Annotated in this window: 19 protein-coding genes; 9 read left to right on the top strand and 10 right to left on the bottom strand. The window is 65.4% G+C overall.

The window, feature by feature from the left end:
• Positions 1 to 2: 2 nt before the first annotated feature.
• The 6 genes from OU419_RS18305 to OU419_RS18280 form a co-directional block, all read right to left on the bottom strand.
• On the bottom strand, positions 3 to 1118 hold the full coding sequence (locus OU419_RS18305) for an ABC transporter substrate-binding protein (RefSeq protein WP_254476758.1): 1116 nt from the start codon (positions 1116 to 1118) through the stop codon (positions 3 to 5).
• A gap of 56 nt (positions 1119 to 1174) precedes the next feature.
• The gene (locus OU419_RS18300) at positions 1175 to 2260 is read right to left on the bottom strand and encodes an ABC transporter ATP-binding protein (protein ID WP_254476759.1); all 1086 of its coding nucleotides are present in this window, start codon (positions 2258 to 2260) and stop codon (positions 1175 to 1177) included.
• A 136-nt stretch (positions 2261 to 2396) separates the two neighbouring features.
• The gene (locus OU419_RS18295) at positions 2397 to 3320 is read right to left on the bottom strand and encodes a LysR substrate-binding domain-containing protein (protein WP_254476760.1); all 924 of its coding nucleotides are present in this window, start codon (positions 3318 to 3320) and stop codon (positions 2397 to 2399) included.
• Positions 3321 to 4130: 810 nt separating this feature from the next.
• A complete protein-coding gene (locus tag OU419_RS18290) occupies positions 4131 to 5444 on the bottom strand; it encodes an NAD(P)/FAD-dependent oxidoreductase (protein WP_254476761.1) in 1314 nt (437 codons plus the stop codon).
• A gap of 124 nt (positions 5445 to 5568) precedes the next feature.
• Entirely contained in the window at positions 5569 to 6933 is a 1365-nt protein-coding gene (locus OU419_RS18285; protein WP_254476762.1) for a glutamine synthetase family protein, read from the bottom strand.
• 172 nt (positions 6934 to 7105) lie between these two features.
• Complete coding sequence (locus tag OU419_RS18280) at positions 7106 to 7294, bottom strand: hypothetical protein (protein WP_254476763.1); 189 nt, start codon at positions 7292 to 7294, stop codon at positions 7106 to 7108.
• Between the two features lie 234 nt (positions 7295 to 7528).
• Between OU419_RS18280 and OU419_RS18275 the strand changes: the two genes are divergently transcribed.
• Entirely contained in the window at positions 7529 to 7798 is a 270-nt protein-coding gene (locus OU419_RS18275; protein WP_254476764.1) for a MoaD/ThiS family protein, read from the top strand.
• 49 nt (positions 7799 to 7847) lie between these two features.
• Complete coding sequence (locus tag OU419_RS18270; protein ID WP_254476765.1) at positions 7848 to 8954, top strand: WD40/YVTN/BNR-like repeat-containing protein; 1107 nt, start codon at positions 7848 to 7850, stop codon at positions 8952 to 8954.
• On the opposite strand, the gene OU419_RS18265 is transcribed toward OU419_RS18270, so the two are convergent.
• Together OU419_RS18265 and OU419_RS18260 are read right to left on the bottom strand one after the other, a co-directional pair.
• Positions 8933 to 9076, bottom strand: a complete 144-nt coding sequence (locus OU419_RS18265) for a hypothetical protein (protein ID WP_254476766.1) — start codon at positions 9074 to 9076, stop codon at positions 8933 to 8935. The two genes, OU419_RS18270 and OU419_RS18265, sit on opposite strands and share 22 nt — an antisense overlap.
• Positions 9077 to 9129: 53 nt before the next feature.
• Entirely contained in the window at positions 9130 to 10707 is a 1578-nt protein-coding gene (locus OU419_RS18260; protein ID WP_254476767.1) for a RimK family protein, read from the bottom strand.
• Between the two features lie 93 nt (positions 10708 to 10800).
• Between OU419_RS18260 and OU419_RS18255 the strand changes: the two genes are divergently transcribed.
• The 5 genes from OU419_RS18255 (at position 10801) to OU419_RS18235 (ending at position 13379) form a co-directional block, all read left to right on the top strand.
• Positions 10801 to 11250 carry a GNAT family N-acetyltransferase gene (locus tag OU419_RS18255; RefSeq protein ID WP_254476768.1) on the top strand — a complete coding sequence of 150 codons (450 nt, stop codon included), beginning with the start codon at positions 10801 to 10803 and terminating at the stop codon, positions 11248 to 11250.
• Positions 11251 to 11326: 76 nt separating this feature from the next.
• Positions 11327 to 11656: an ArsR/SmtB family transcription factor gene (locus OU419_RS18250; protein ID WP_254476769.1), complete on the top strand. Its 330-nt coding sequence runs from the start codon at positions 11327 to 11329 to the stop codon at positions 11654 to 11656.
• On the top strand, positions 11653 to 12081 hold the full coding sequence (locus OU419_RS18245; RefSeq protein WP_254476770.1) for a YeeE/YedE family protein: 429 nt from the start codon (positions 11653 to 11655) through the stop codon (positions 12079 to 12081). Before OU419_RS18250 ends, OU419_RS18245 begins: the two co-directional genes overlap by 4 nt.
• 3 nt (positions 12082 to 12084) lie before the next feature.
• Entirely contained in the window at positions 12085 to 12519 is a 435-nt protein-coding gene (locus OU419_RS18240) for a DUF6691 family protein (protein WP_254476771.1), read from the top strand.
• On the top strand, positions 12516 to 13379 hold the full coding sequence (locus OU419_RS18235) for an MBL fold metallo-hydrolase (RefSeq protein ID WP_254476772.1): 864 nt from the start codon (positions 12516 to 12518) through the stop codon (positions 13377 to 13379). The genes OU419_RS18240 and OU419_RS18235 overlap by 4 nt, the downstream gene beginning before the upstream one ends.
• A gap of 150 nt (positions 13380 to 13529) precedes the next feature.
• On the opposite strand, the gene aceF is transcribed toward OU419_RS18235, so the two are convergent.
• Together aceF and aceE are read right to left on the bottom strand one after the other, a co-directional pair.
• Positions 13530 to 15122 carry a dihydrolipoyllysine-residue acetyltransferase gene (aceF, locus tag OU419_RS18230; RefSeq protein ID WP_268171901.1) on the bottom strand — a complete coding sequence of 531 codons (1593 nt, stop codon included), beginning with the start codon at positions 15120 to 15122 and terminating at the stop codon, positions 13530 to 13532.
• 11 nt (positions 15123 to 15133) lie between these two features.
• Positions 15134 to 17782: a pyruvate dehydrogenase (acetyl-transferring), homodimeric type gene (gene aceE / locus OU419_RS18225; RefSeq protein WP_254475576.1), complete on the bottom strand. Its 2649-nt coding sequence runs from the start codon at positions 17780 to 17782 to the stop codon at positions 15134 to 15136.
• Between the two features lie 407 nt (positions 17783 to 18189).
• On the opposite strand from aceE, the gene OU419_RS18220 reads away from it, so the two are divergent.
• Both OU419_RS18220 and OU419_RS18215 read left to right on the top strand, forming a co-directional pair.
• Complete coding sequence (locus OU419_RS18220) at positions 18190 to 20748, top strand: autotransporter family protein (protein WP_254475577.1); 2559 nt, start codon at positions 18190 to 18192, stop codon at positions 20746 to 20748.
• On the top strand, positions 20748 to 21608 hold the full coding sequence (locus OU419_RS18215) for an alpha/beta hydrolase family protein (RefSeq protein ID WP_254475578.1): 861 nt from the start codon (positions 20748 to 20750) through the stop codon (positions 21606 to 21608). The genes OU419_RS18220 and OU419_RS18215 overlap by 1 nt, the downstream gene beginning before the upstream one ends.
• Positions 21609 to 21698 lie beyond the last annotated feature (90 nt).

Genomic DNA, 21698 nt, shown 5'->3' with positions numbered 1-21698 from the left:
GGTTACTTGGAAATGTGGGTCAGGTACTGCTCCAGGGTCGCCGCGTAGTGGTCGGTATACCACTCATGGCTGAGCATCACCTGCTTGGGCAGGTTCGCAGGGTCGGTGCAGTTCAGGTGCTTGCGGTCCTCGGGAATCAGCGCGGCGGCGGCCGGGTTGGCCGGGCCGTTGCCGAACATCTTGAACAGCTCCACCTGCGAGCGCGGGTCCTGGGCATAGGCGATGAACTTCATGGCCGCCTCGGTGCCCGCCGGGTTGCCCTTGAGCACGCCCCAGTTGCTGCAGCCGAGCAGGGCATTGTCGAAGGTCCACTTGATGCGGTTCTCGCTGTCCTCGGTGATCACCTGGGCGCGGGTGTTCCAGATCGCCCCCATCGAGACTTCGCCTTCGATCAGCAACTGCTGGGTTTCCGCTCCGGACCCCCAGAAGGCCAGCACGTGGGGCTTGAGCTGTTCGATCTTGTTCATGGCGCGCGGCACGTCCAGCGGGTAGAGCTTGTCCGGCGCCACGCCATCGGCCAGCAGCGCCGCCTCCAGCATGCCGTTCATCCACTTGTACAGCGTGCGCTTGCCGGGGAAGGTCTGCACGTCCCAGAAGTCTGCCCAGGTCGTGGGCGCCTTGTCGCCGAAACGCTCGCTGTCGTAGGCGATCACGTAACTGAGCATGTAGTCGGCGATGCCGTATTCGTAAGCGAAGCCCGGCAGCACCTTGTCCTTCGACACGATGTTGTAGTCGATGGCCTGTACCAGGCCTTCCTTGCCGAGGTTCTGCAGGATCGAGCTTTCCGCATCGACCACGTCCCAGCTCACTCGGCCACTGCTGAGCTGGGTACGGATAGCGCCTTCGGTGGGGCCGCTGCCGTCGATTTTCACGGGGATGCCGGTGGCCTTGGCGAAGCCCTCTGTCCAGGCCTTGCCGAATGCCTTGATCGCATCGCCGCCCCAGTTCACCACTACCAGCGGCTTGTCCCCGGCGGCGAAGCTTACGCCGCTGCGCAGAGCCAGCGGCAGGGCGGCCATCAGGCCCATGCCCTTGAGGAAGGTACGGCGGTCGATCTGTCCGCGACGGGTCTTTTCGATGAGAACTTCGATGCAGTCTTGCTGGTGCGGATTGAACATGGAGGCAGCTCCCGATCGGGGGAATGGCGGAAAAGGGTGACAGTGCGCGGGCGGTTTCAGGCCAGCAGCAGGCTTTTCTCGATGGGCCAGCTGAGCCAGACCCGCGAGCCGTGTTCCAGGCGCGATGCCTGGTGGTCGGCGTGCACGGCGAGGCTCATCGGCAGCGCACCTTCGGCTCCGGTGGCCAGGCCCAGCTCGGTGCTGGCGCCCTGGTAGGTCTTGGCGGTGAGCACGGCCTGCACCACGTTGTGCCCGCTGGTGGTCGGCGGTGCGCTGTGCAGTTGCATGTGCTCGGGGCGTACCGCCAGCAGCGGCGCATCGGCCTGTACCGCGGGCGAATAGCCTGCGCGCAGTTCGGCATCGCCGAAGCGTCCGCAGGCCAGTTCTCCGGCGCGGCCCACCTGGCTGAGCGGGAACAGGTTCATCTTGCCGAGAAATTCGGCGACGAAACGGTTGCTCGGCTGGTTGTAGATGGTTTGCGGGGTATCGACCTGGGCCAGTTGGCCGCGGTTGAAAATGGCAATGCGGGTGGACAGGGCGAGGGCTTCGTTCTGGTCGTGGGTAACGAAGACGAAGGTGGTGCCAACCTGCCGGTGGATGCGCTGCAGCTCGGCCTGCAACTGTTCGCGCAGGTTCTTGTCCAGCGCCGAGAGAGGTTCGTCGAGCAGCAGCAGGTCGGGCTCGAATACCAGCGCGCGGGCAATGGCCACGCGCTGTTGCTGGCCGCCGGAAAGCTCGCCGGGACGCTTGCCCAGGTGCTCGCCCAGGCCTACCACCTCAAGCATGCGGCGCACCCGACGGTTGCGTTCGTCGGTCTTCACGCCGCGAATTTTCAGCGGGAAGGCGACGTTGTCCTCGATGCTCATGTGCGGGAACAGGGCGTAGCCCTGGAATACCATGCCGAAGTTGCGTTTCTCGGCGGGGCGCCTGGTGATGTCTTCGCCACCTTCTTCCAGGCGGCCGCGGGAAGGGTCCTGGAAGCCGGCGAGGATCATCAGGAAGGTGGTCTTGCCGGAGCCGGACGGGCCCAGGAGGGTGAGGAACTCGCCTTGCCGGATGTCGATGGACACCCCGTCCAGCGCATTGAAACTGCCGTAGCTCTTGCCGATGCCGATGGCACGAAGTTGGGGCTGTCGCTCCACTGCACATACCTCGATGTTCTTGTTCTTGTTCGAAGCGACCGCCGCATCAGGGTAAAAAACGGCGGTCTTTTTTTAATGCAGTATTGTTAAATCCCTCTCCGCTTCAATCGCGTTTTTTCGCCCTCATTGTTCGAAATCACTCACCAATCAGCGCGTTGCGACCACCCTTGCGGAACTGCTCGGACATCCGCAGTTCCGCCTTCATCCATGCCTTGAAGGCCCGTACATCGGGGCGTTCGGTCTTGGCCGGGTCGCTGACGAAGTAGTAGCGGTTGGGTGGCTCGATGGCGACGTTGAACAGCCGCACCAGTTGCCCCTTGGCCATCGCATCGCCGCTGACCAGCGCATCGCCCATCGCCACCCCTTGGCCGGCGATGGCTGCAGACTGCACCAGGTGCGCATCGGAAAAAACGATGCCGTTGCGCACGTTGAGATCGCGCACGCCGGCGGCGGCGACCCACAGCAACCAGTCGGAGTGGTCGACCATGTGCAGGAAGGGCAGGCTGGCGAGGTCTTCCGGCGAATCCAGGCCACCTACGGAGTTGATCAGCGACGGGCTGCACACCGGGAAGGTGTCGAGGGTGGCGATCAGGTCCACGTGCAGGTCGGGCCAGTCGCCAACGCCATAGGCGATAAACAGGTCAACGTCGCGGTTGGTGACATCGTCGGGGATTCGCGGCGAAACCAGGTTCAACTCCACCTGCGGGTGAGCGCGCTGGAACTTGCCGATCTGATGGCACAGCCAGTAGGTGGCGAAGCCCGGCGTGCAGCTCACGCACAGGCGCCCGGCGACTTCCTCGGCATTGGCGAAGCGCCGCGCCTCGTTGAGGATCGCCAGCGCGCGCTGCGTTTCGCGGGCGAAGCATTCGCCGTGGTAGGTCAGCGCGATGCCGCGGCCGACCCGCTCGGTGAGCGGGATGCCCAGGCAGTCTTCCAGGCTGTGCAACTGGTGGCTGACGGCGCTGCGGGTCAGGCTCAGCTCGCTGGCCGCGCCGGACAGGCTGCCCAATCGGGCCACGGCGTCGAGCACGCGAAGGGCGGTCATCGAGGGGAAACGCATGGCTCACTCCAAACGGCGAAGTGCAGCCTTTATCCCCGAGTGGGGCGGTGGTGTCGAGTGGCTGCGGGTACGGGCGGAGAGGGTGGGCGTTTCAGCGCGTTTCGCGTTAGCGCTGTAGCTGCCCTGTAGGGCCGAGGGGGACGCCTCGTCCTTGCTCGCGATCCGCACGGCAAAGACCGTAGGGCGCATAACGCGTCAGCGTTATCCGCCGTTGAGCTATCGGCGCATAAGCCGTTCCGGGTTGTGCGCCTTATGCACTGTGTTGGCGTGGGTGTTCCTGTGCCGCTTCGGCGTGCGCTTGAACTTCTTGTTTCGCCCCCTCGGGCGAGTCACTTCTTCCAAACGCCGAAGAAGTAACCAAGAAGGCGTGCCCCGGACATCCGGTTTTTCGCTTCAACGAGGCCTCCTGAACGGGGCGTTTGGAGTGCTTGGATGTTTCGCAGGAAGACTTTAGGAGCCAAAGCCAAAGCCAAAGCCAAAGGTGGAGTGGGCGTTGGGCTCTTCGTAGGACCGAGGGGGACGCCTGGTCCTTGCTCGCGAACCACTTGGCGCCGCGCCTGCTCGTAGGAGCGGACTTCGTCCGCGATCAGCGCTCCCATCCACATCGAAACCAAGGCGAAGCAGGAACGTAGGATGGCGTGGAGCGCAGCGATACCCATCGATTCCTGCACCCGCATGGGTATTGCAAGCTCGCGGAGCGCCGCCCGCCCCATCCTGCGCAGCGCAAGCCGGTAGCGGAGGCAGAGTGCGGTTCGCGAGCAAGGACGAGGCGTCCCCCTCGGTCCTACAGGTCAACCTCGAAGCCTGCTGTCAGCGCAGCTTCTCCATCAACTGGTAGTACCACATCCCCGCCGCCAGCATCGGGTTGCCGAACACGTCGCCCATCGGCACGCGGATATGCTTGCACTGGGCGAAGGTGTCGAACTTCTCCAGGTCGCCGGTCATGGCGGTGGCCATGATCTCGCCCATGATATGGGTGGTCGCCACGCCGTGGCCGGAATAGCCCTGGCAGTACCAGACGTTCTCCGACAGCTTGCCCAGCTGCGGGATGCGGTTCATCACGATGCCCATGGCGCAGCTCCACTGGAACTCGATGTCCACGCCCTTGAGCGCCGGGAAGGTGCGCTCGATGCACGGGCGCAGTTCGCCGGCGATGTCGCGCGAATCGCGGCCGGAGTAGTTGGCGCCGCCGCCGAACAGCAGGCGGCCGTCGCCGGTCATGCGGTAGTAGTCGAGCACGAAGCGGCAGTCATAGACCGCCAGGTCCTGCGGGTTGAGACGCTTGGCCATTTCGCCCAGCGGCTTGGTGGTGACGATGCCGCCCATCGCCGGGAAGATCATGCCCTTGAGCTTCTTGCGTTCGAGCTTGTGGTAGACGTCGCCGGCGAGCATCACCTGCGCGGCGTTGATGCGCCCGCCTGAGGTCACTACCGCCGGGCGCGGGCCGTGGATGATGTCCAGCACCTCGGAGTGTTCGAAGATCAGCGCGCCCAGGCTGGCGGCGGCCTTGGCTTCGCCGATGCACAGGTTGAGCGGGTGCAGGTGCATGTTGCGGGTGTTCTTGATCGCGCCGCAGTAGAGGTCGCTTTCCAGATGCGCACGGACACCGGCACCGTCCAGCAGCGTGATCTCGTCACCCATGCCGCGGCGCTTGGCGTCATCGAAGGAAGTCTTCAGCTCGTCCAGGTGCGATTGCTTCATCGCCGCATGCAGGTGGCCGAACTTCAGGTCGCACTGGATGCCGTACTTTTCCACGCGGCTCTTGATGATTTCGTGGCCGCGCCAGCGCAGGTGCCAGATGAAGTCATCGACATCATCGCCCAGCCACTGACGCATCTGCTTGCTCATCGCCGCATCGCCCGACAGGCTGCCCGTGACCTGCCCGCCATTGCGCCCGCTGGCGCCCCAGCCGACCTTATTGGTCTCGACGATGGCGACCTTGTAGCCGCGCTCGGCCAGCTCCACGGCGGTGGCGACGCCGGTGAAGCCGCCGCCGATGATGGCGATGTCGACATTCACCTCGCCTTGCAGCGTGGGGTAGCCGGTCTCTTCGTTGAGGCTGGCGGAGTAGTAGGACTTGGCACGCTCGGGGGCGGGCGTGGCGGGCTTCAGTGCAGCGTTCATTTCGGTGTTCCTGTCGTTGTTCGTGTTCCCTCGCCGCGGCCCTCTGCATGGGGCCGTCCGGCGTGGGCTGTCATTCGTTTCTCGCCGGAGCCCTTGCCTGGGCGAAGGCTCGTTGCGGGCCGCTTCACGCCTGCGTCAGGTACCAGCGCCAGTCCTGCTCGCCGACTTCGCCCATGAACTGGCGGTACTCGGCCTGCTTCACCTTCAGGTACACACCAAGGAACTCGTGCCCCAGCGCGTCCCGCGCCCAACTGGAACGCTCCAGCGCGCGCAGCGAGGTGAGCCAGTCGGTGGGCAGCAGTTCCTTGGCCTGGGCGTAGCCGTTGCCTTCCACCGGCGCGCCCGGGTCGATCTGCTCGCGGATGCCGCGGTGGATGCCGGCGAGGATGGCCGCCGCAGCGAGATAAGGGTTGGCATCGGCTCCGCAGATGCGGTGCTCCACGTGTCGGGTGTTGGCCGGGCCGCCGGGAACGCGCAGGCTGACAGTGCGGTTGTCGCAGCCCCAGGTCGGCGCCAGCGGTGCGTAGCTGTTGGCCTGGAAGCGGCGGTAGGAGTTGGCGTTGGGGCAGAACAGCAGCAGCGAGTCGAGCAGGCTTTTCAGCATGCCACCCACGGACTGGCGCAGCAGCGGAGTACCGGCAGGGTCTTCGCTGGCGAACAGGTTATTGCCCTCGGCGTCGGCCAGTGACACGTGCATGTGCATGCCGGTGCCGGCCAGGTCGTCGAACGGCTTGGCCATGAAGCAGGCCTGCATGCCGTGCTTGTGCGCAACGCCCTTCACCAGGCGCTTGTAGCGCACCGCCTGGTCCATTGCGACGAGCGCGTCGCCGTGCTCCAGGGTGATCTCCACCTGTCCCGGCGCATATTCGGAAATCGCGGTACGTGCCGGAATGCCCTGGGCCTTGCAGGCCGCATAGAGATCGGCAAGGAACGGCTCGATCTGCTCCAGTTCGCGCAGGCCGTAGACCTGGGTGGCACGCGGGCGGCCGCCGTCGGCGTCCAGCGCCGGTTGCGGGCGACCATTGGCGTCGCGTTTGGCGTCGAGCAGGTAGAACTCCAGTTCGCAGGCCATCACCGGGTGGTAGCCGTCGGACTTCAATTGGTCGATCACCTTGATCAGCACATGGCGCGGGTCGGCGATGTTCGCCGGCTTGCCTTCCTCGGGGTGCATGCTGACCTGCACCGCTGCGGTGGGAATCTGCCGCCAGTGCAGGCGCACCAGGCTGCCGGCCAGCGGATAGGCGCGGCAGTCGATGTCGCCTACATCCCAGACCAGGCCGGAGTCTTCGACGTCCTCACCGTGCAGGGTCAGGCCGAGGATGGTGCTCGGCAGAGGCCGGCCGGACTGGTACACCGCGAGCAGTTCCTCCCGGTGCAGCAACTTGCCGCGCGGTACGCCGTTGGCGTCGAGGATGAACAGCTCGACCATCTCGATGTCGGGGTTCTGGGCCAGGAAATACTGGGCTTCTTGCACAGAGGCGAAATTCATGTGGCTCTCGTTAGCACCCATCCGGGTGCGCTGACGACCTGCACAGGCCGGGGCCATGCCGATCGGCATGGGTATGGGCAGGCAAGCGATGCAACGGGCTACGTCTTGTTCTGGAAAGGCTTTTCCTGAGCGTAGTTCCGTCGATGGAAATCCGGGCCTGGCGGCCCGACGGTCAGCGGCTGGCGATATCCGGTGGACGCGCGTGGCGGCAATGCCAGAGCGCCCAGAAGGCCAGTTCGAGAGGCAGGGTCAGCGGTTGCAGTTCGAGCCAGCGAGCATGTTTGCGCGGCAGGCGGACAGCGCTGCCGGCCTTGCGGGCGGCAGTGGAGTCCAACGGTGCGGGCGAAACGGGCGGGTGCATGTCGAATGAAATGGCTGACGATGATGGCAGCCTCGCACAGGCCGATGCGTTTATTAAATGTGATTTTCAAGATGCTTGGTTTTGAATAATCGAAACTGAATGTGCGGCCCGCGCCGCTGACTTGCCCATTCCAGAGGCGCTGCGCGCGACCCGGTGCGTCCGGTCGCCCCGTGCCATCGCCACCTCTCGCTGCACTAGACTGGTGCTATCGCCAGATTGCGCCGGGTTCGTTCCATGTGCCGTATCGCCTTCGCACCCTCGATCCAGCGTCACGTTCCGGTGGCGGAGCGTGAACTGCCGGCGGTGACCCTGGCTGGTGCGCTGGAGGCGGTGTTCGCCGAGACGCCCGCGTTGCGCGGCTACCTGCTGGATGACCAGGGCGGGCTGCGCCGGCACCTGACGATCTTCATCGACGGCCTGCGTGTGCGCGACCGGGGCGGCTTCAGCGATGTGCTGGCGCCTGACAGTGAGGTCTACGTGGTGCAGGCCCTGAGCGGCGGCTAGGGAAGCGCACGTGCTCGACGACTTCTCTTGAACTGGCAGGAGCGTGGCAATGGACGATCGATTGCTGGTGGCGACCCGCAAGGGACTGTTCACCTTCCAGCGCGGTGACGGCGGTGGTTGGCGAGAGGTTCGCCGTGAGTTCGTCGGCGAACCGCTGAGCATGGTGCTGGCCGACCCCCGCGACGAGACGCTCTACGCGGCGCTGAATCTCGGCCACTTCGGCTGCAAGCTGTGGCGCCAGCGCGCAGGTGAAAGCTGGCAGGAATGCGCGGTGCCGATCTATCCGCCGCAACCCGACCCGCTGCCCGCGCCGGCCGAGGGCGAGGCTCCCGCCGCGCCGTGGAGCCTGCAGCAGATCTGGTGCCTGGAAACCGGCGGCGCCAGCGAGTGCGGTGTGCTCTGGGCAGGCACCATTCCCGGCGGACTGTTCCGCAGCTCCGACGGTGGGGACAGTTGGGAGCTCAATCGCCCACTGTGGGACCGGCCGGAGCGCGCCCGCTGGTTCGGCGGCGGCTACGACTGGCCAGGCATCCACTCGGTCAGCGTCGACCCGCGCGACAGCCGGCACCTGACCGTAGGCGTGTCCTGCGGCGGCGTCTGGCAGACCTACGATGGCGGCGCCAACTGGAGCAATACCACCCGCGGCATGTACGCCGACTACATGCCGCCGGAGCTGCGCGAGGAGGGCGCCATCCAGGACCCGCACCGGCTGGTGCAGTGCCCGGCGCAGCCCGAGCGGCTGTGGGTGCAGCATCACAACGGCATCTTCACCTCCAGCGATGGCGGCGCGAACTGGCACGACGTGCAGGCCAAGCCGTCGAGCTTCGGGTTCGCGGTGGCAGTGCATCCGACCCGTCCCGAAACCGCCTGGTTCGTCCCGGCGCAGAAGGACGAGTGCCGGGTGCCGGTGGATGGGCGCTTCGTCGTCACCCGTACCTGCGATGGAGGGGCTACCTTCGACGTACTGGACAACGGCCTGCCCCAGGGCGCGGCGTTCGACCTGGTGTACCGCCACGGCCTGGCCGTGGATGACGACGGCGCCTGCCTGGCCCTGGGCTCCACCACAGGTAGCCTGTGGTTGTCGGAGGATGGCGGCGATCACTGGAGCTGCCTGTCGGCCAATCTGCCGCCGATTTACTGTGTGCGCTTCGGCTGAACCTTGCGGCGCGCCTGCTCGCGGATGTCGCGCGGCTTCATGCGGTGATCGAAATAATTGATCGCGGTGCCGAACACCACGATGGCGATGAGAATGGTCAGGCCGATGTGCAACGGTTCCATGAAGACTCCTTGAACCACGCCAGGTGGCGCGGGGAACGTGCGGGAAAGGGGCGTCAGCGGACCTGGCCGTGCCGTTTCAGCTCCAGGCGGCGGATGAACTCCCCCAGCACCAGGCGGTACAGCTCGTCCTTCAGGCAGGCGTCCTCGATACCGGCGTCGAGGTTCGGGTTGTCGTTCACCTCGATCACCATGACCTCGGCACCGACCTCCTTGAGATCGACGCCGTAGAGGCCGTCACCGATCAGATTGGCGGCCCGCAACGCCAGCTCCACCACGGCGCGCGGTGCCTCGCTGACTGGCAGGGTGCGGCATTCGCCGATGGCGCCGGCCTTGTGGTTGACGATCTGCCAGTGCCCGCGCGACATGAAGTACTGGCAGGAATAGATCGGCTTGCGGTTGAGAATGCCGATGCGCCAGTCGTACTCGGTGAAGACGAATTCCTGTGCCAGCAATAGCACCGAATGCTCGAACAGGTCGGCGGCGGCGCTGCGTAGCTGCCGGGCGTCTTCCACCTTGTAGACGCCACGGGAGAAGCAACCGTCGGGGATCTTCAGCACCAATGGAAAGCCCAGGCGCATGCCGACCCGTTCCAGCTCCTGCGGGTTGTCCCGGTAGAGGATTTCGCTCGCCGGCATGCCGAGGCCGTGGCTGCGCAGCAGATCGGTCAGGTAGACCTTGTTGGTACAGCGCAGGATCGACGCCGGGTCGTCCATCACGATCAGCCCCTCGCTCTCGGCCTTCTTGGCGAAGCGGTAGGTGTGGTCGTCTACGCTGGTGGTCTCGCGGATCAGCAGTGCGTCGTACTCGGCCAGTCGCGCGTAATCCTTCCTGCCGATCAGCTCGACGTCGATGCCCATGCCCTTGCCGACACGGATGAAGTTCTCCAGCGCACGGTCATTGGACGGCGGCAGGGCATCGTCGGGGTTGTGCAGGATCGCCATGTCGTAGCGCGCCAGCCGCCGCGAGCGTGGTTGGCGCCAGACTTTTCGGCTGAATGCGTCCAGGGCATTGGCGAACTGGTCTTCCTGGCTCTCGCGCAGCTTGTGCAGGGCGCCGGCGCGGACGCCCGCGATGTGCCAGGTGTCGGTACGGCGGAAGTCCACCAGCAGGATAGGGCAGGGGAAGGCTTCGAACAGTTGGCGGGCGATGTCCTGCAGCGGTTCGAGGTCGGTGCGGCCGAAGTACAGGCTGAGAGTGAAACCATCGGTACTGGCGCAGGGATGCTGGGCGAGGGCCTTCTCCAGTGATTTTTCAAGGTCGTCCAGGGCCAGGCCATAGAGCGACTTCTTCGCCAGTTCGCTGATGGTGCGTACCGGCGGAATCACTTTGTGCCCGCGCGCCTCGGCCAGCAGCGAACAATAATAACCGTGGCCGAGATATTTATAATTGCGACACAGGTTGATGACTTGTACGCGCTTGCCCGGTTCGAACTGACGTGACTCTTCGAGATATTCACGGGCTGTCAGCATGTCTTCGCTGGGAATATATGAAGACCAGTCTTCCTTGCGTTCAACGATGATCATGACCCGGCTGGAGTGCCTGCCTCCTGGCGTTTCATCAGTGTTGCGGGGGATGATCGAAAGTGAACTTGCATTGCTCTTTTCGCCGAAGTTGGTTTGTAGTGATGACATTGTTTCCTGGCCTTTCTGGAAGTTGCCGTGCTTCTATTAAGCAGTAACTTCGGGAAATGTCCCGGTTCATTACGAAAGTTTTACGGAGAACGCATGTCGTTGTTATATCGCCTTGCCACGCCTGAGGATTTAGCGCATCTGCTGCAACTGGAAGAACAGTCGTTCCAGGGAGACCGGCTGAGCCCGCGCAGCCTTCGCCGCCTGCTCCAGGTGCCCAGCGCCGAGCTGCAGGTTGCGCAGGATGAGGGCGAGTTGCTTGGTTATGCGCTGTCGCTGTTTCGTCGTGGTTCCGAGGTGGCGCGCCTTTATTCCCTGGCGGTTTCTCCGCGAGCGCGTGGCCGCGGGGTAGGGGGCGGGCTCATGCAGCGCAGCGAATGCCGTGCCCGCGAACGTGGCTGCACACGGCTGCGGCTGGAAGTGCGCGTCGACAACGCCGCCGCCATTGGCCTCTACGAGCGCAGCGGTTATCGGCGATTCGGGCATATCGCCGGTTACTACGAGGACGGCGGCGATGCCTGGCGCTATGAAAAACCGCTGATCTGATGGCGCAACGCAGGGCTGGCCAGCACCGGCAAATCAATATATAAAAATATAGATTATTTTTTTGTAGAAAGATGCCATGACTACGTTATCCATCGATCCCGCAGACATCCTGCGGCTGCATCAATCGGCCGAGTCGGCTTGTCAGTTGCTCAAGGCGCTGGCCAACACCGACCGCCTGCTGCTGCTCTGCCAACTGGCCCAGGGCGAGATGAACGTCGGCGAGCTGGAGGCGTGCACCGGCATTGCCCAGCCGACGCTGTCGCAACAACTGGCAGTGCTGCGCCGCGAAGCGCTGGTGGAAACCCGGCGCGACGGCAAGCAGGTCTATTACCGTATCGCCAGCAGCGAGGCGCTGGCGGTGATCGAAACCTTGCACCGCCTGTTCTGCGCGGAGGAGCCGAAATGATCGACTGGAGCAGTTTCAGCCCCTGGAGTGCCCTGGCCGGCGGTGCGCTGATCGGCCTTTCGGCGGGGCTGTTCGCCGTGCTGGATGGCCGCGTCGCTGGCATCAGCGGCCTGCTCGGCGGGCTGTTCAAACGCTCCGGCTGGAGCGGCGAGGGGGCGATATTCCTGCTCGGCCTGCTGGGGGCACCGCTGTTGTGGGCGGTTCTGCTTCCACTGCCGGCGATTCGTATCGATGCCGGCTGGACGAGCCTGGTAGTGGCCGGCCTGCTGGTTGGCGTGGGCAGCCGCTTCGGCGCCGGCTGCACCAGCGGGCATGGTGTGTGCGGCCTGTCGCGGCTGTCTGGCCGTTCGTTGGTGGCGACACTGTGCTTCATGGCCACGGGCTTCATCACGGTATTCGTTCTGCGCCACGTGCTGGGAGGTTGAGGCATGCGCAAGATTGCTGCGTTCCTGAGTGGGCTGCTGTTCGGCGTTGGTCTGCTGCTGGCCGGTATGGCCAACCCGGCCAAGGTGCTGGGCTTTCTCGATCTCGCCGGCCGCTGGGATCCGTCGCTGGCGCTGGTGATGGTCGCCGCCATTGGTGTGGCCTCGCCGTTCTTCGGCTGGGCGCGGCGGCGTGACCGCGCGCTGCTGGGCGGCACCATGCAGTTGCCGCAGCGTCGCGATCTGGATGCACGGCTGATCGGCGGAAGCCTGTTGTTCGGCGTTGGCTGGGGTGTCGCCGGCATCTGCCCGGGACCGGCGCTGGTGACCTTCGCCGCCGGCTACTGGCAGGCTGCGCTGTTCTGCCTGGCGATGCTCGCGGGCATGGGGCTGTACACGGCATTCGAGGCACGGCGCGAAGCGCAGGGGAGGACGGCATGAGCGCGGTTATCCAGCACTTCTTCGATCCGGCGACATCCACCTACAGCTATGTGGTCAGCGACCCGGGCACGCGGCGTTGCGCGATCATCGACCCGGTGCTCGACTACGATGCCGCCGCGGGGCGCACCTCCCACGCTGGCGCCCGGCGCATCGCGGACTACGTGCGCGGGCAGGGGCTGGAGGTGGAGTGGCTGCTGGAGACGCATCTGCACGCCGATCACCTGTCGGCGGCGGCCCTGCTCAAGCGGGAACTGGGCGGGCGCCTGGCCATCGGCAGGGCGATTGCGGAGGTGCAGCGGACGTTTGCCGGCCTGTTGAATATCGGCGTCGACTTCCCCTGCGACGGCAGCCAGTTCGACCATCTGTTCGACGATGGCGAGAGCTTCTTCATCGGCGGGTTGCAGGCTGAGGCGCTCCACACTCCCGGCCATACGCCCGCGTGCATGACCTATCGGGTAGGCGATGCGGCCTTCGTCGGCGACACGCTGTTCATGCCGGACTACGGTACCGCGCGCTGCGACTTCCCCGGCGGCGATGCACGGGCGCTCTACCGGTCGATCCAGCGCCTGTTCGCGCTGCCGGACGATACCCGCCTGTTCATGTGCCACGACTACCTCACCGCGGAGCGTGAAGAGCACCAGCATGAGACCACGGTGGCACGCCAGCGCCAGGGCAACGTGCACGTGCGCGAGGGGGTGGACGAGGACGCCTTCGTCGCCATGCGCCGGCAGCGCGATGCGACGCTGAACGCGCCGGCGCTGATCTGGCCGTCGATCCAGGTCAACATGCGCGGCGGCGAGTTGCCGCCGGCCGAGGCCAACGGCGTGCGCTACCTGAAGATTCCGCTGGATCGTATGTGAACGGCTGCGGTGCCCAGGAGTGACTGCCTTCGCCGGTTCGTAGGATGGGTGGAGCGAAGCGATACCCATCGAGCGGCGCGTGGGCCCGCCATTGGGTATCGCAAATCCCGTGAATGCCCGTTCCGAATGCCCTGGGAACGGTTCGCCCGGTTACAGCAGCAGGCTGCGGATATCCTCCAGCAGTTCGCCCAGCCGCCTGGTGAAGCGCGCGGCGGCCGCCCCGTTGATCACGCGGTGATCGTAGGACAGCGACAGCGGCAGCATCAGGCGCGGCTGGAAGGCCTTGCCGTCCCATACCGGCTGGATGGTCGCCTTGCTCACACCGAGGATCGCCACTTCCGGCGCGTTGACGATCGGCGTGAAGCCGGTGCCGCCAATGTGGCCGAGGCTGGAGATGGTGAAGCAGGCGCCCTGCATCGCGTCGGCGGAGAGCTTCTTGGTGCGCGCTTTCTCGGCCAGTTCGGCGGCTTCGGCGGCGAGCTGCAGGAGGCTCTTCTGGTCGACGTTCCTGATGACCGGCACCAGCAGGCCGTCGGGCGTATCCACGGCAAAACCGATGTGCACGTACTTCTTGCGGATCAGCGCCTTGCCGCTGGGGGCCAGGGAGCTGTTGAAGTCCGGCATTTCCTTGAGCAGGTGTGCACAGGCCTTGAGCAGGATCGGCAGGATGGTCAGCTTGGTGCCGGCCTTTTCCGCCACCGCTTTCTGGGCGATGCGGAAAGCCTCCGCGTCGGTGATGTCGGCGGAGTCGAACTGGGTCACGTGCGGCACGTTCAGCCAACTGCGATGCAGGTTGGCGGCGCCGACCTGCATCAGGCGGGTCATCGCCACTTCTTCCACGTCGCCGAACTTGCTGAAGTCGACTTCCGGGATCGGCGGGATGCCCGCGCCAGCGGTAGCGCCAGCCGGCGCGCCTGACTTGCCGCGCTGCAACTGCTCCTTGACGAAGAGTTGCACGTCTTCCTTGAGGATGCGGCCTTTCGGGCCGGTACCCTTCACTTCGGCCAGGTCGACGCCGAACTCGCGGGCGACCATGCGCACGGCGGGGCCGGCGTGAACCTTGATGCCACCGCGGCTCGGTGCGCCAACCGGTGCCGGCGCCTTTGCCGGTTCGGTCGGAGCGGCCGCGGGCGTTTCCGCCGGCGGTGGGGAAGGTTGGGCCTGGGGCGCTCCCGCGACTTCCAGGTCGAGAATCTCGTCGCCTTCCTTGAGGGTGTCGCCAATCTTCACTTTGATGGCCTTCACCACGCCGGCCTTCGGCGCGGGAATTTCCATGCTGGCCTTGTCGGATTCCAGCGTCAGCAGGCTCTGGTCCGGCTCGATGCGGTCGCCGACCTTGACCATCAGCTCGATGATCTCGCCCTGACCATTGCCGATATCCGGCACCTTGATGGTTTCCACGCCACCGCTGACCGCAGGCGCAGGAGGCGGCGCAGGTGCGACGGCAGCAGGCCTGGGGGCTTCTGCGGAGGGGGGTGGCGGCTCTTCCGTCGTGGCCTGGGCGGCGCCGTCTTCGGCTTCCAGTTCGAGGATTTCATCGCCTTCCTTGAGGGTGTCGCCGATCTTCACTTTGATGGCCTTCACCACACCGGCCTTCGGTGCGGGAATTTCCATGCTGGCCTTGTCGGACTCCAGCGTCAGCAGGCTCTGGTCCGCCTCGATGCGGTCGCCGACCTTGACCAGCAGTTCGATGACTTCGCCCTGGCCGTTGCCGATGTCGGGTACGCGAATTGTCTCGCTCATCGTGCCTATCCTCAGCAGTCCAGCGGGTTGGGTTTCTCGGGGTCGAGGCCGAACCTGGCGATGGCCTCGGCCACCACCTTCGGCTCAATGTCGCCCCGGTCGGCCAGGGCTTCCAGCGCGGCCAGGACGACCCAGTGGCGATCCACCTCGAAGAAGTGCCGCAGCTTGGCGCGAGTGTCGCTGCGGCCGAAGCCGTCGGTGCCCAGCACCTTGTACTCCTTGCTCGGCACCCACTGGCGGATCTGTTCGGCGTACACCTTCATGTAGTCCGTGGAGGCGATCACCGGTCCCCTGCGGCCGCCCAGGCATTGCTCGACATAGCTCTGCCGGGGTTTTTGCCCCGGATGCAGGCGGTTCCAGCGCTCCACGGCAAGGCCGTCGCGGCGCAGTTCGTTGAAGCTCGGTACCGACCAGACATCGGCGCCGATGCCGAAGTCTTCGCGCAGTATCCGCGCGGCAGCCTCGACCTCGCGCAGGATGGTCCCGGAGCCGAGCAACTGCACGTGGTGGGCGGTGTCGCGGCGGTCTTCGTCGAGCAGGTACATGCCCTTGATGATCCCGTCTTCGACGCCCTTGGGCAGCGGCGGGTGCGGGTAGTTTTCGTTCATCACGGTGATGTAGTAGAAGACATCCTGCTGCTCTTGCATCATCTGCCGCACGCCTTCCTGGATGATCACCGCCAGCTCGTAGGAGTAGGTCGGGTCGTAGGTGCGGCAGTTGGGGATGACCGACGCCAGCACATGGCTGTGGCCGTCCTCGTGCTGCAGGCCCTCGCCGTTGAGCGTGGTACGCCCGGCGGTGCCGCCGAGCATGAAGCCACGCGTCAGGCTGTCGCCGGCGGCCCAGGCCAGGTCGCCGATACGCTGGAAGCCGAACATCGAGTAGAAGATGTAGAACGGCAGCATCGGCTGGCGGTAGTTGCTGTAGGCGGTGCCGGCGGCGATGAAGGAGGACATGGCGCCTGCCTCGGTGATGCCTTCCTCGAGAATCTGGCCCTTCTTGTCCTCGCGATAGAACATCAGTTGCTCCTTGTCGACCGGCTCGTACAACTGGCCGACCGAGGAGTAGATGCCGAGCTGACGGAACATACCTTCCATGCCGAAGGTGCGTGCCTCATCGGGGATGATTGGCACGATGCGCGGGCCGAGTTCCTTGTCCTTGACCAGTTGCGAAATGATCCGCACGAAGGCCATCGTGGTGGAGATTTCGCGGTCGCCCGAACCGTCGAGCAGCGCCTTGAGCGTTTCCAGCGGCGGTGTCGGGATGCGCAGGCTGTTGCCATGCCGATGAGGCATGAAGCCGCCCAGCGCGGCGCGGCGCTCCTTCAGGTAGCGTGCTTCGGCGCTGTCCTTGTCGGGACGGTAGAAGGGCAGATTTGCCAGGTCGTCGTCACGTATCGGAATGTCGAAGCGGTCGCGGAAGGCACGCAGGCTTTCCACGTCGATCTCATGGATGTTGTGGGCGATGTTCTTCGCCTCGCCGGTGCCGGTGCCGTAGCCCTTGATGGTCTTGGCCAGTACCACGCTGGGCTGGCCCTTGTGGTTCACCGCTGCGTGGTAGGCGGCATACACCTTGTAGGGGTCGTGGCCGCCGCGGTTGAGCTTCCAGATTTCCTCGTCGGAGAGGTCCTTGACCATTTCCAGTAGCTCGGGCCGTTTGCCGAAGAAGTGTTCGCGTACGTAGGCGCCGTCCTTGGCCTTGTAGTTCTGGTAGTCGCCGTCCACTGCTTCGTCCATGCGGGCCTGCATCAAGCCGGCGGTGTCCTTGGCGAACAGTGGGTCCCACAGGCGCCCCCAGATCACCTTGATCACGTTCCAGTTGGCGCCACGGAACACGCCTTCGAGCTCCTGGATGATCTTGCCGTTGCCGCGCACAGGGCCATCCAGGCGCTGCAGGTTGCAGTTGACCACGAAGATCAGGTTGTCGAGCTTTTCGCGCCCGGCCAGGGAGATCGCGCCGAGGGATTCGGGCTCATCGGTCTCGCCATCGCCGAGGAAGCACCAGACCTTCTGCTTGCCGGCGGGAATGAAGCCACGGCTCTCCAGGTACTTCATGAAGCGTGCCTGGTAGATCGCCTGGATCGGCCCCAGGCCCATCGATACGGTGGGGAATTGCCAGAAGCCCGGCATCAGCCGCGGGTGCGGGTAGGAGGACAGGCCCTTGCCGTCCACTTCCTGGCGGAAGTTCTCCAGTTGTTCGTCGCTGAGCAGCCCTTCGATGTAGGCGCGGGCGTAGAAGCCCGGGGAGGCGTGGCCCTGGAAGTAGACCAGGTCGCCGGCGTGTTCATCGGTGGGGCCGTTGAAGAAGTAGTTGAAGCCGATGTCGTAGAGGGTCGCTGAGGAGGCGAAGGTGGAAATGTGCCCACCCAGCGATGGATCCTTGTGGTTGGCGCGCATCACCATCGCCAGGGCGTTCCAGCGCACCAGCGAGCGGATGCGCCGCTCCATGAACAGGTCGCCGGGCATGCGTGCCTCGTGGCCGACCGGGATGGTGTTGCGGTATGGAGTGGTGATGGCGTACGGCAGTTGGGTGCCGGTACGGCTGGCCAGCTCGCCGAGGCGGGTCATCAGGTAGTGGGCGCGTTCCTCGCCTTCCTTTTCGAGGACGGACTCCAGCGCGTCCAGCCATTCCTGGGTTTCCACGGGGTCGATGTCGTGCATGGTCAGGGTCCTGGTTACGGGGTCGGCTCAACGCTATGCCGGCTCCGGGCCAGTTCTTTCGCCACGATGGGGCTGTGGCGGAGGCTCTCGTGAAGCCGCCGCGCCGCCACCGGCACGCGCATGTGGCTATAGAGCTTAGACATCCCTGGCGAGGCTGTCGGGCTTAATCTGCCGCGGCAATCGGTCGCCTTGGGCTGAAGGGCGCGGATCCCAAGGCGTCGAGGCGCCTGGAGATGGTGGAAATCTGGCGTCAGTAAATGCTGGCAAAATGGCTCTATCTCACTTATCTTCCGCCCCGCTTCTGCTGTGTGGCACTTTGCTATTGAACTATTCCGGATTTCTCGGCTGCACCGTCACGCATGGAAGCGTTGGAACCCCAAAGGTCGATGTTTAAGGAACAAACCGTGATGTACCGCAAGACTATCCTGGCGCTTGCCATTTCCGGCGCCGCGCTGCCTGCCCAGGCAGCCACTCCCCTGAACCCCGCCACCAGCATTACCCTGAACAATCCCGGACTGCACACCGAGTACCAGCAGTACACCGCCCCCAGTGTCGAGCTGAACGGAAGCTTCAGCGGCAGCGGCAGTTTCGGTAGCGCCTTCGAGTCGTACAGCGACAGCTACGCCGGCGACCTGGTGCTCAACGCCACCATCGATGCCCAGGGCAACAATGCCGGCGGCGTGGACTTCGGCATCGTGCAGATCGGCAGCTTCGCCGGCCCGGCTACCGAGGTCGAAGGCAACCTGATCAACCGCGGCCGCATCCAGGTGGCTGGCGAGGGCGTCTCGGCGTTCCTGGGCGATGCGCTGAAAATCGGCGGCGACCTGGTCAACGAAGGCACCCTGAGCGTCAAGGGCGACACTGCCCAGGATCAGACCCGTGCCATCGAGTTCTCCGAGCAGTCCAAGCTGGGCGGCGACCTGGTCAATGCCGCCAGCGGCCGAATCCTCGCCGAAGGCTTCAGCGCTGCCGGCATCTCGCTGGCCGGTGGCACCATCAACGGCAAGCTGATCAACGACGGCCTGATCCAGGTGACCGGCGAGAATGCCGTGGGCATCGCCGGCGATGAGTACATGTCCAACCCCATCGACCTGGGCGGTATCGTCAACAACGGGCGGATCGTCGCGCGCGGCGACGACGCCTCGGCGATCGAGCTGTACAGCGTCCGCTTCCACGGTCCGGGCCGGCAGATTCTCAACACCGGCGTGATCGAAGCCGACGATGCGGGCATCGTGATCGCCGGTTTCGACCTGGACCACACCGATGGCAGCGGCCTGTGGATCGAGAACCGTGGCAGCATCATCGCCGGCGACGAGGCCATCGACGCATCCCAGGCTACCGACGGTGTCCACCTGGCCTGGAATGGCGGCGACATCACCGGCAACCTGATCAACCTGAGCAGCATCGATATCACCGGTGACGTGCGCTTCAATGGCACCGACGCCACTGCCGATGGCGCCAACATCGTGCTGAGGGACGCGGGCTGGGTATCGGTTGGCAGCGACTACGCCAAAACCCCCGCACACCTGGAACTGGGCCAGCCGCATACCAGCCTGCAGGGCAATATCGAAGTTGCCGGCAACTCCACCCTCGACCTCAACCTGAGCAGCGCCACCGATCCGGCAAGGGCAGTGCTGGCCGTGAGCGGCACCGCCGAGTTCGACAAGGGCTCGCAGATTCGCCTGGCCGCCAAGGGGGATGATTTCCGCGCCGAGGGAAGCCGGTACACCCTGGTGCAGGCCGGCAGCGTGGCAGATCACGGTCTCGGCGTGGTGAGCCGCTCGCAACTGCTCAACGTGGACAGCTACAGCGTCGACGGCACGCAGATCGTCGCCAATGTCACCGCCAAGCAGGGCGCGCAGGTGGGCGAGGTGATCAACCAGCTCGGCGGTTCGCCGAACGCCCAGCGTGCGAGCGCGGCATTCAGCGGCGTGATCGGCAGGCTGGCGACCAGCAACCCGAACGATCCGGTGTTTCAGGCCTATGTCGGCGCATCGGAAGATCCCGCCGCACTGCGCCGGCTGAGCGAGCAACTGTCGCCAGAGGTCAACCGTGGCGCCACCCAGGCCGCAACCACCGGGCAGAACCTGATCAGCAATGTCACCAGCGCTCGCACCGGCGGGCTGCGCGGAGCGTCGTCGGGTGATGTGCTGAAGCAGACCGGCGTGTGGGTCCAGACGCTGTACAGCGAAGCCAGCCAGGACATGCGCGACCAGGTGGCCGGCTACAACGCCTACAGCCGCGGGCTGTCCATCGGCGCCGACGGCAAGCCGAACGAGCAGGTGACCCTGGGCGTGGCCTACAGCTACCTGCGCTCGGACGTGAACAGCAAGAATGGCAACACCACCGACGTCGACACCAATGCCTTCACCCTGTATGGCAGCTTTGAGCAGGACAACTACTTCGTCGACGCCAGCCTGACCTACGGCTTCAACGACAACGAGAGCAAGCGTCGCATCGCCGGCACCACTGCCAAGGGCGACTACGACAGCGATCTGTTGGGGGTGAATGTGATCGGTGGCTACACCTACCACATCAACCCGCAGTTCCTGGTCGAGCCGCGCCTGGCCGCCCGCTACAGCCGCGTGGATATCGATGGCTACCACGAGAAGGGCTCGTCCGCCGCGCTCGACGTCGATTCGCAGCGCTATGAAGTGGCCGAGCTGGGCGCCGGTCTGCGCGTGGCCGGCAGCTACGTCCTGGGGCAGGGTACCTTCGAGCCGCAGGCGAAGCTGATGGCGTACCACGACTTCGCCGCTGATGAGGCCAGGAGCACGTCCACCTTCGTGCTCGGCGACACGCCGTTCGTCACCAGTGGTTCCAGCGCCGTTCGCAACAGCTACGAGGCGGGTGTCGGCGCGGACTACAAGCTCGGTGCGGTAACCCTGGGTGTCAGCTACGACTACGTCGGCAAGACCGACTTCGACGCCGACACCTTCACCGCCAAAGTGCGTTACGACTTCTGATGAAGTCCGGCGCCACCGGCTCGCGTTCGCGGGTCGGTGTCCTGCGGCTGGGAGCGGCGCTGCTGTGCGGCGTCGTCCTCGCCGCCTGCCAGTCACCGCGTGACGCCTTGCAGCAACTGGCCCAGCAACGGGGCCAGAACCTGGAGTCGGTGCGCGGTGGCGACTTCCCGCTGGCTCTGCTGGCGCCCTCGCGCGCGGCGCGGGGAGCGACGCTGCGGGTCTATCTGGAAGGCGACGGCCATGCCTGGGCGACCGCCAGCCAGCCAAGCCTCGACCCTTCGCCGCACAACCTGCTGGTTGCCCGCCTGGCGCTGGACGATCCGCGGCCCAGCGCCTATCTCGGCCGGCCCTGCCAGTTCTTCGCCGCCGCCCCTTGCCGCCCTGCGCTGTGGACCAATCGGCGCTATGCCCCGGAAATCCTGCACAGCCTCGACCAGGCACTGGATAGCCTGAAGGCGCGCTACGGCAACGTGAATTTCGAACTGATCGGCTATTCCGGTGGCGCGGCGCTGGCGCTGCTGCTGGCGGCAACCCGGGACGACATTGCCCAGGTGCAGACCCTGGCCGGCAACCTCAGCCCGCGCCTGTGGGCCGCACAACGACAACTCACGTCGCTCGACGGCTCACTGGAACCGCTGGATCAGCGCCAGCGCCTGGCGCGCCTGCCGCAGCGCCATCTGGTGGGGCTGGACGACTCCGTGGTGCCCGCGTCGCTGGCGCGGAGCTATCGCGATGCGCTGGGCGAAGGACGCTGCCTGACGTTGATCGAGCTGCCGGGCGTGAGCCACGACCAGGGCTGGGAGAGCGCCTGGCGCCTGTGGCGCGAGCAGCCGTTGCGCTGCGGTCCCGCGCAACCCTGAACCGCCGCGCCGGCGCTCAGCGTTCGCGCCGGGCGTGTCGGGACGACGGACGGTCGCTGTCCTCACCCGCGCTGCAACGCACTGATTCGC

The organism is Pseudomonas triclosanedens (genome assembly GCF_026686735.1).
In the GTDB taxonomy this organism is placed as follows: Bacteria; Pseudomonadota; Gammaproteobacteria; order Pseudomonadales; family Pseudomonadaceae; genus Pseudomonas; species Pseudomonas triclosanedens.
Note: the sequence above shows the minus strand (reverse complement) of the source record. Positions and strands in the feature narration are given on the sequence as shown.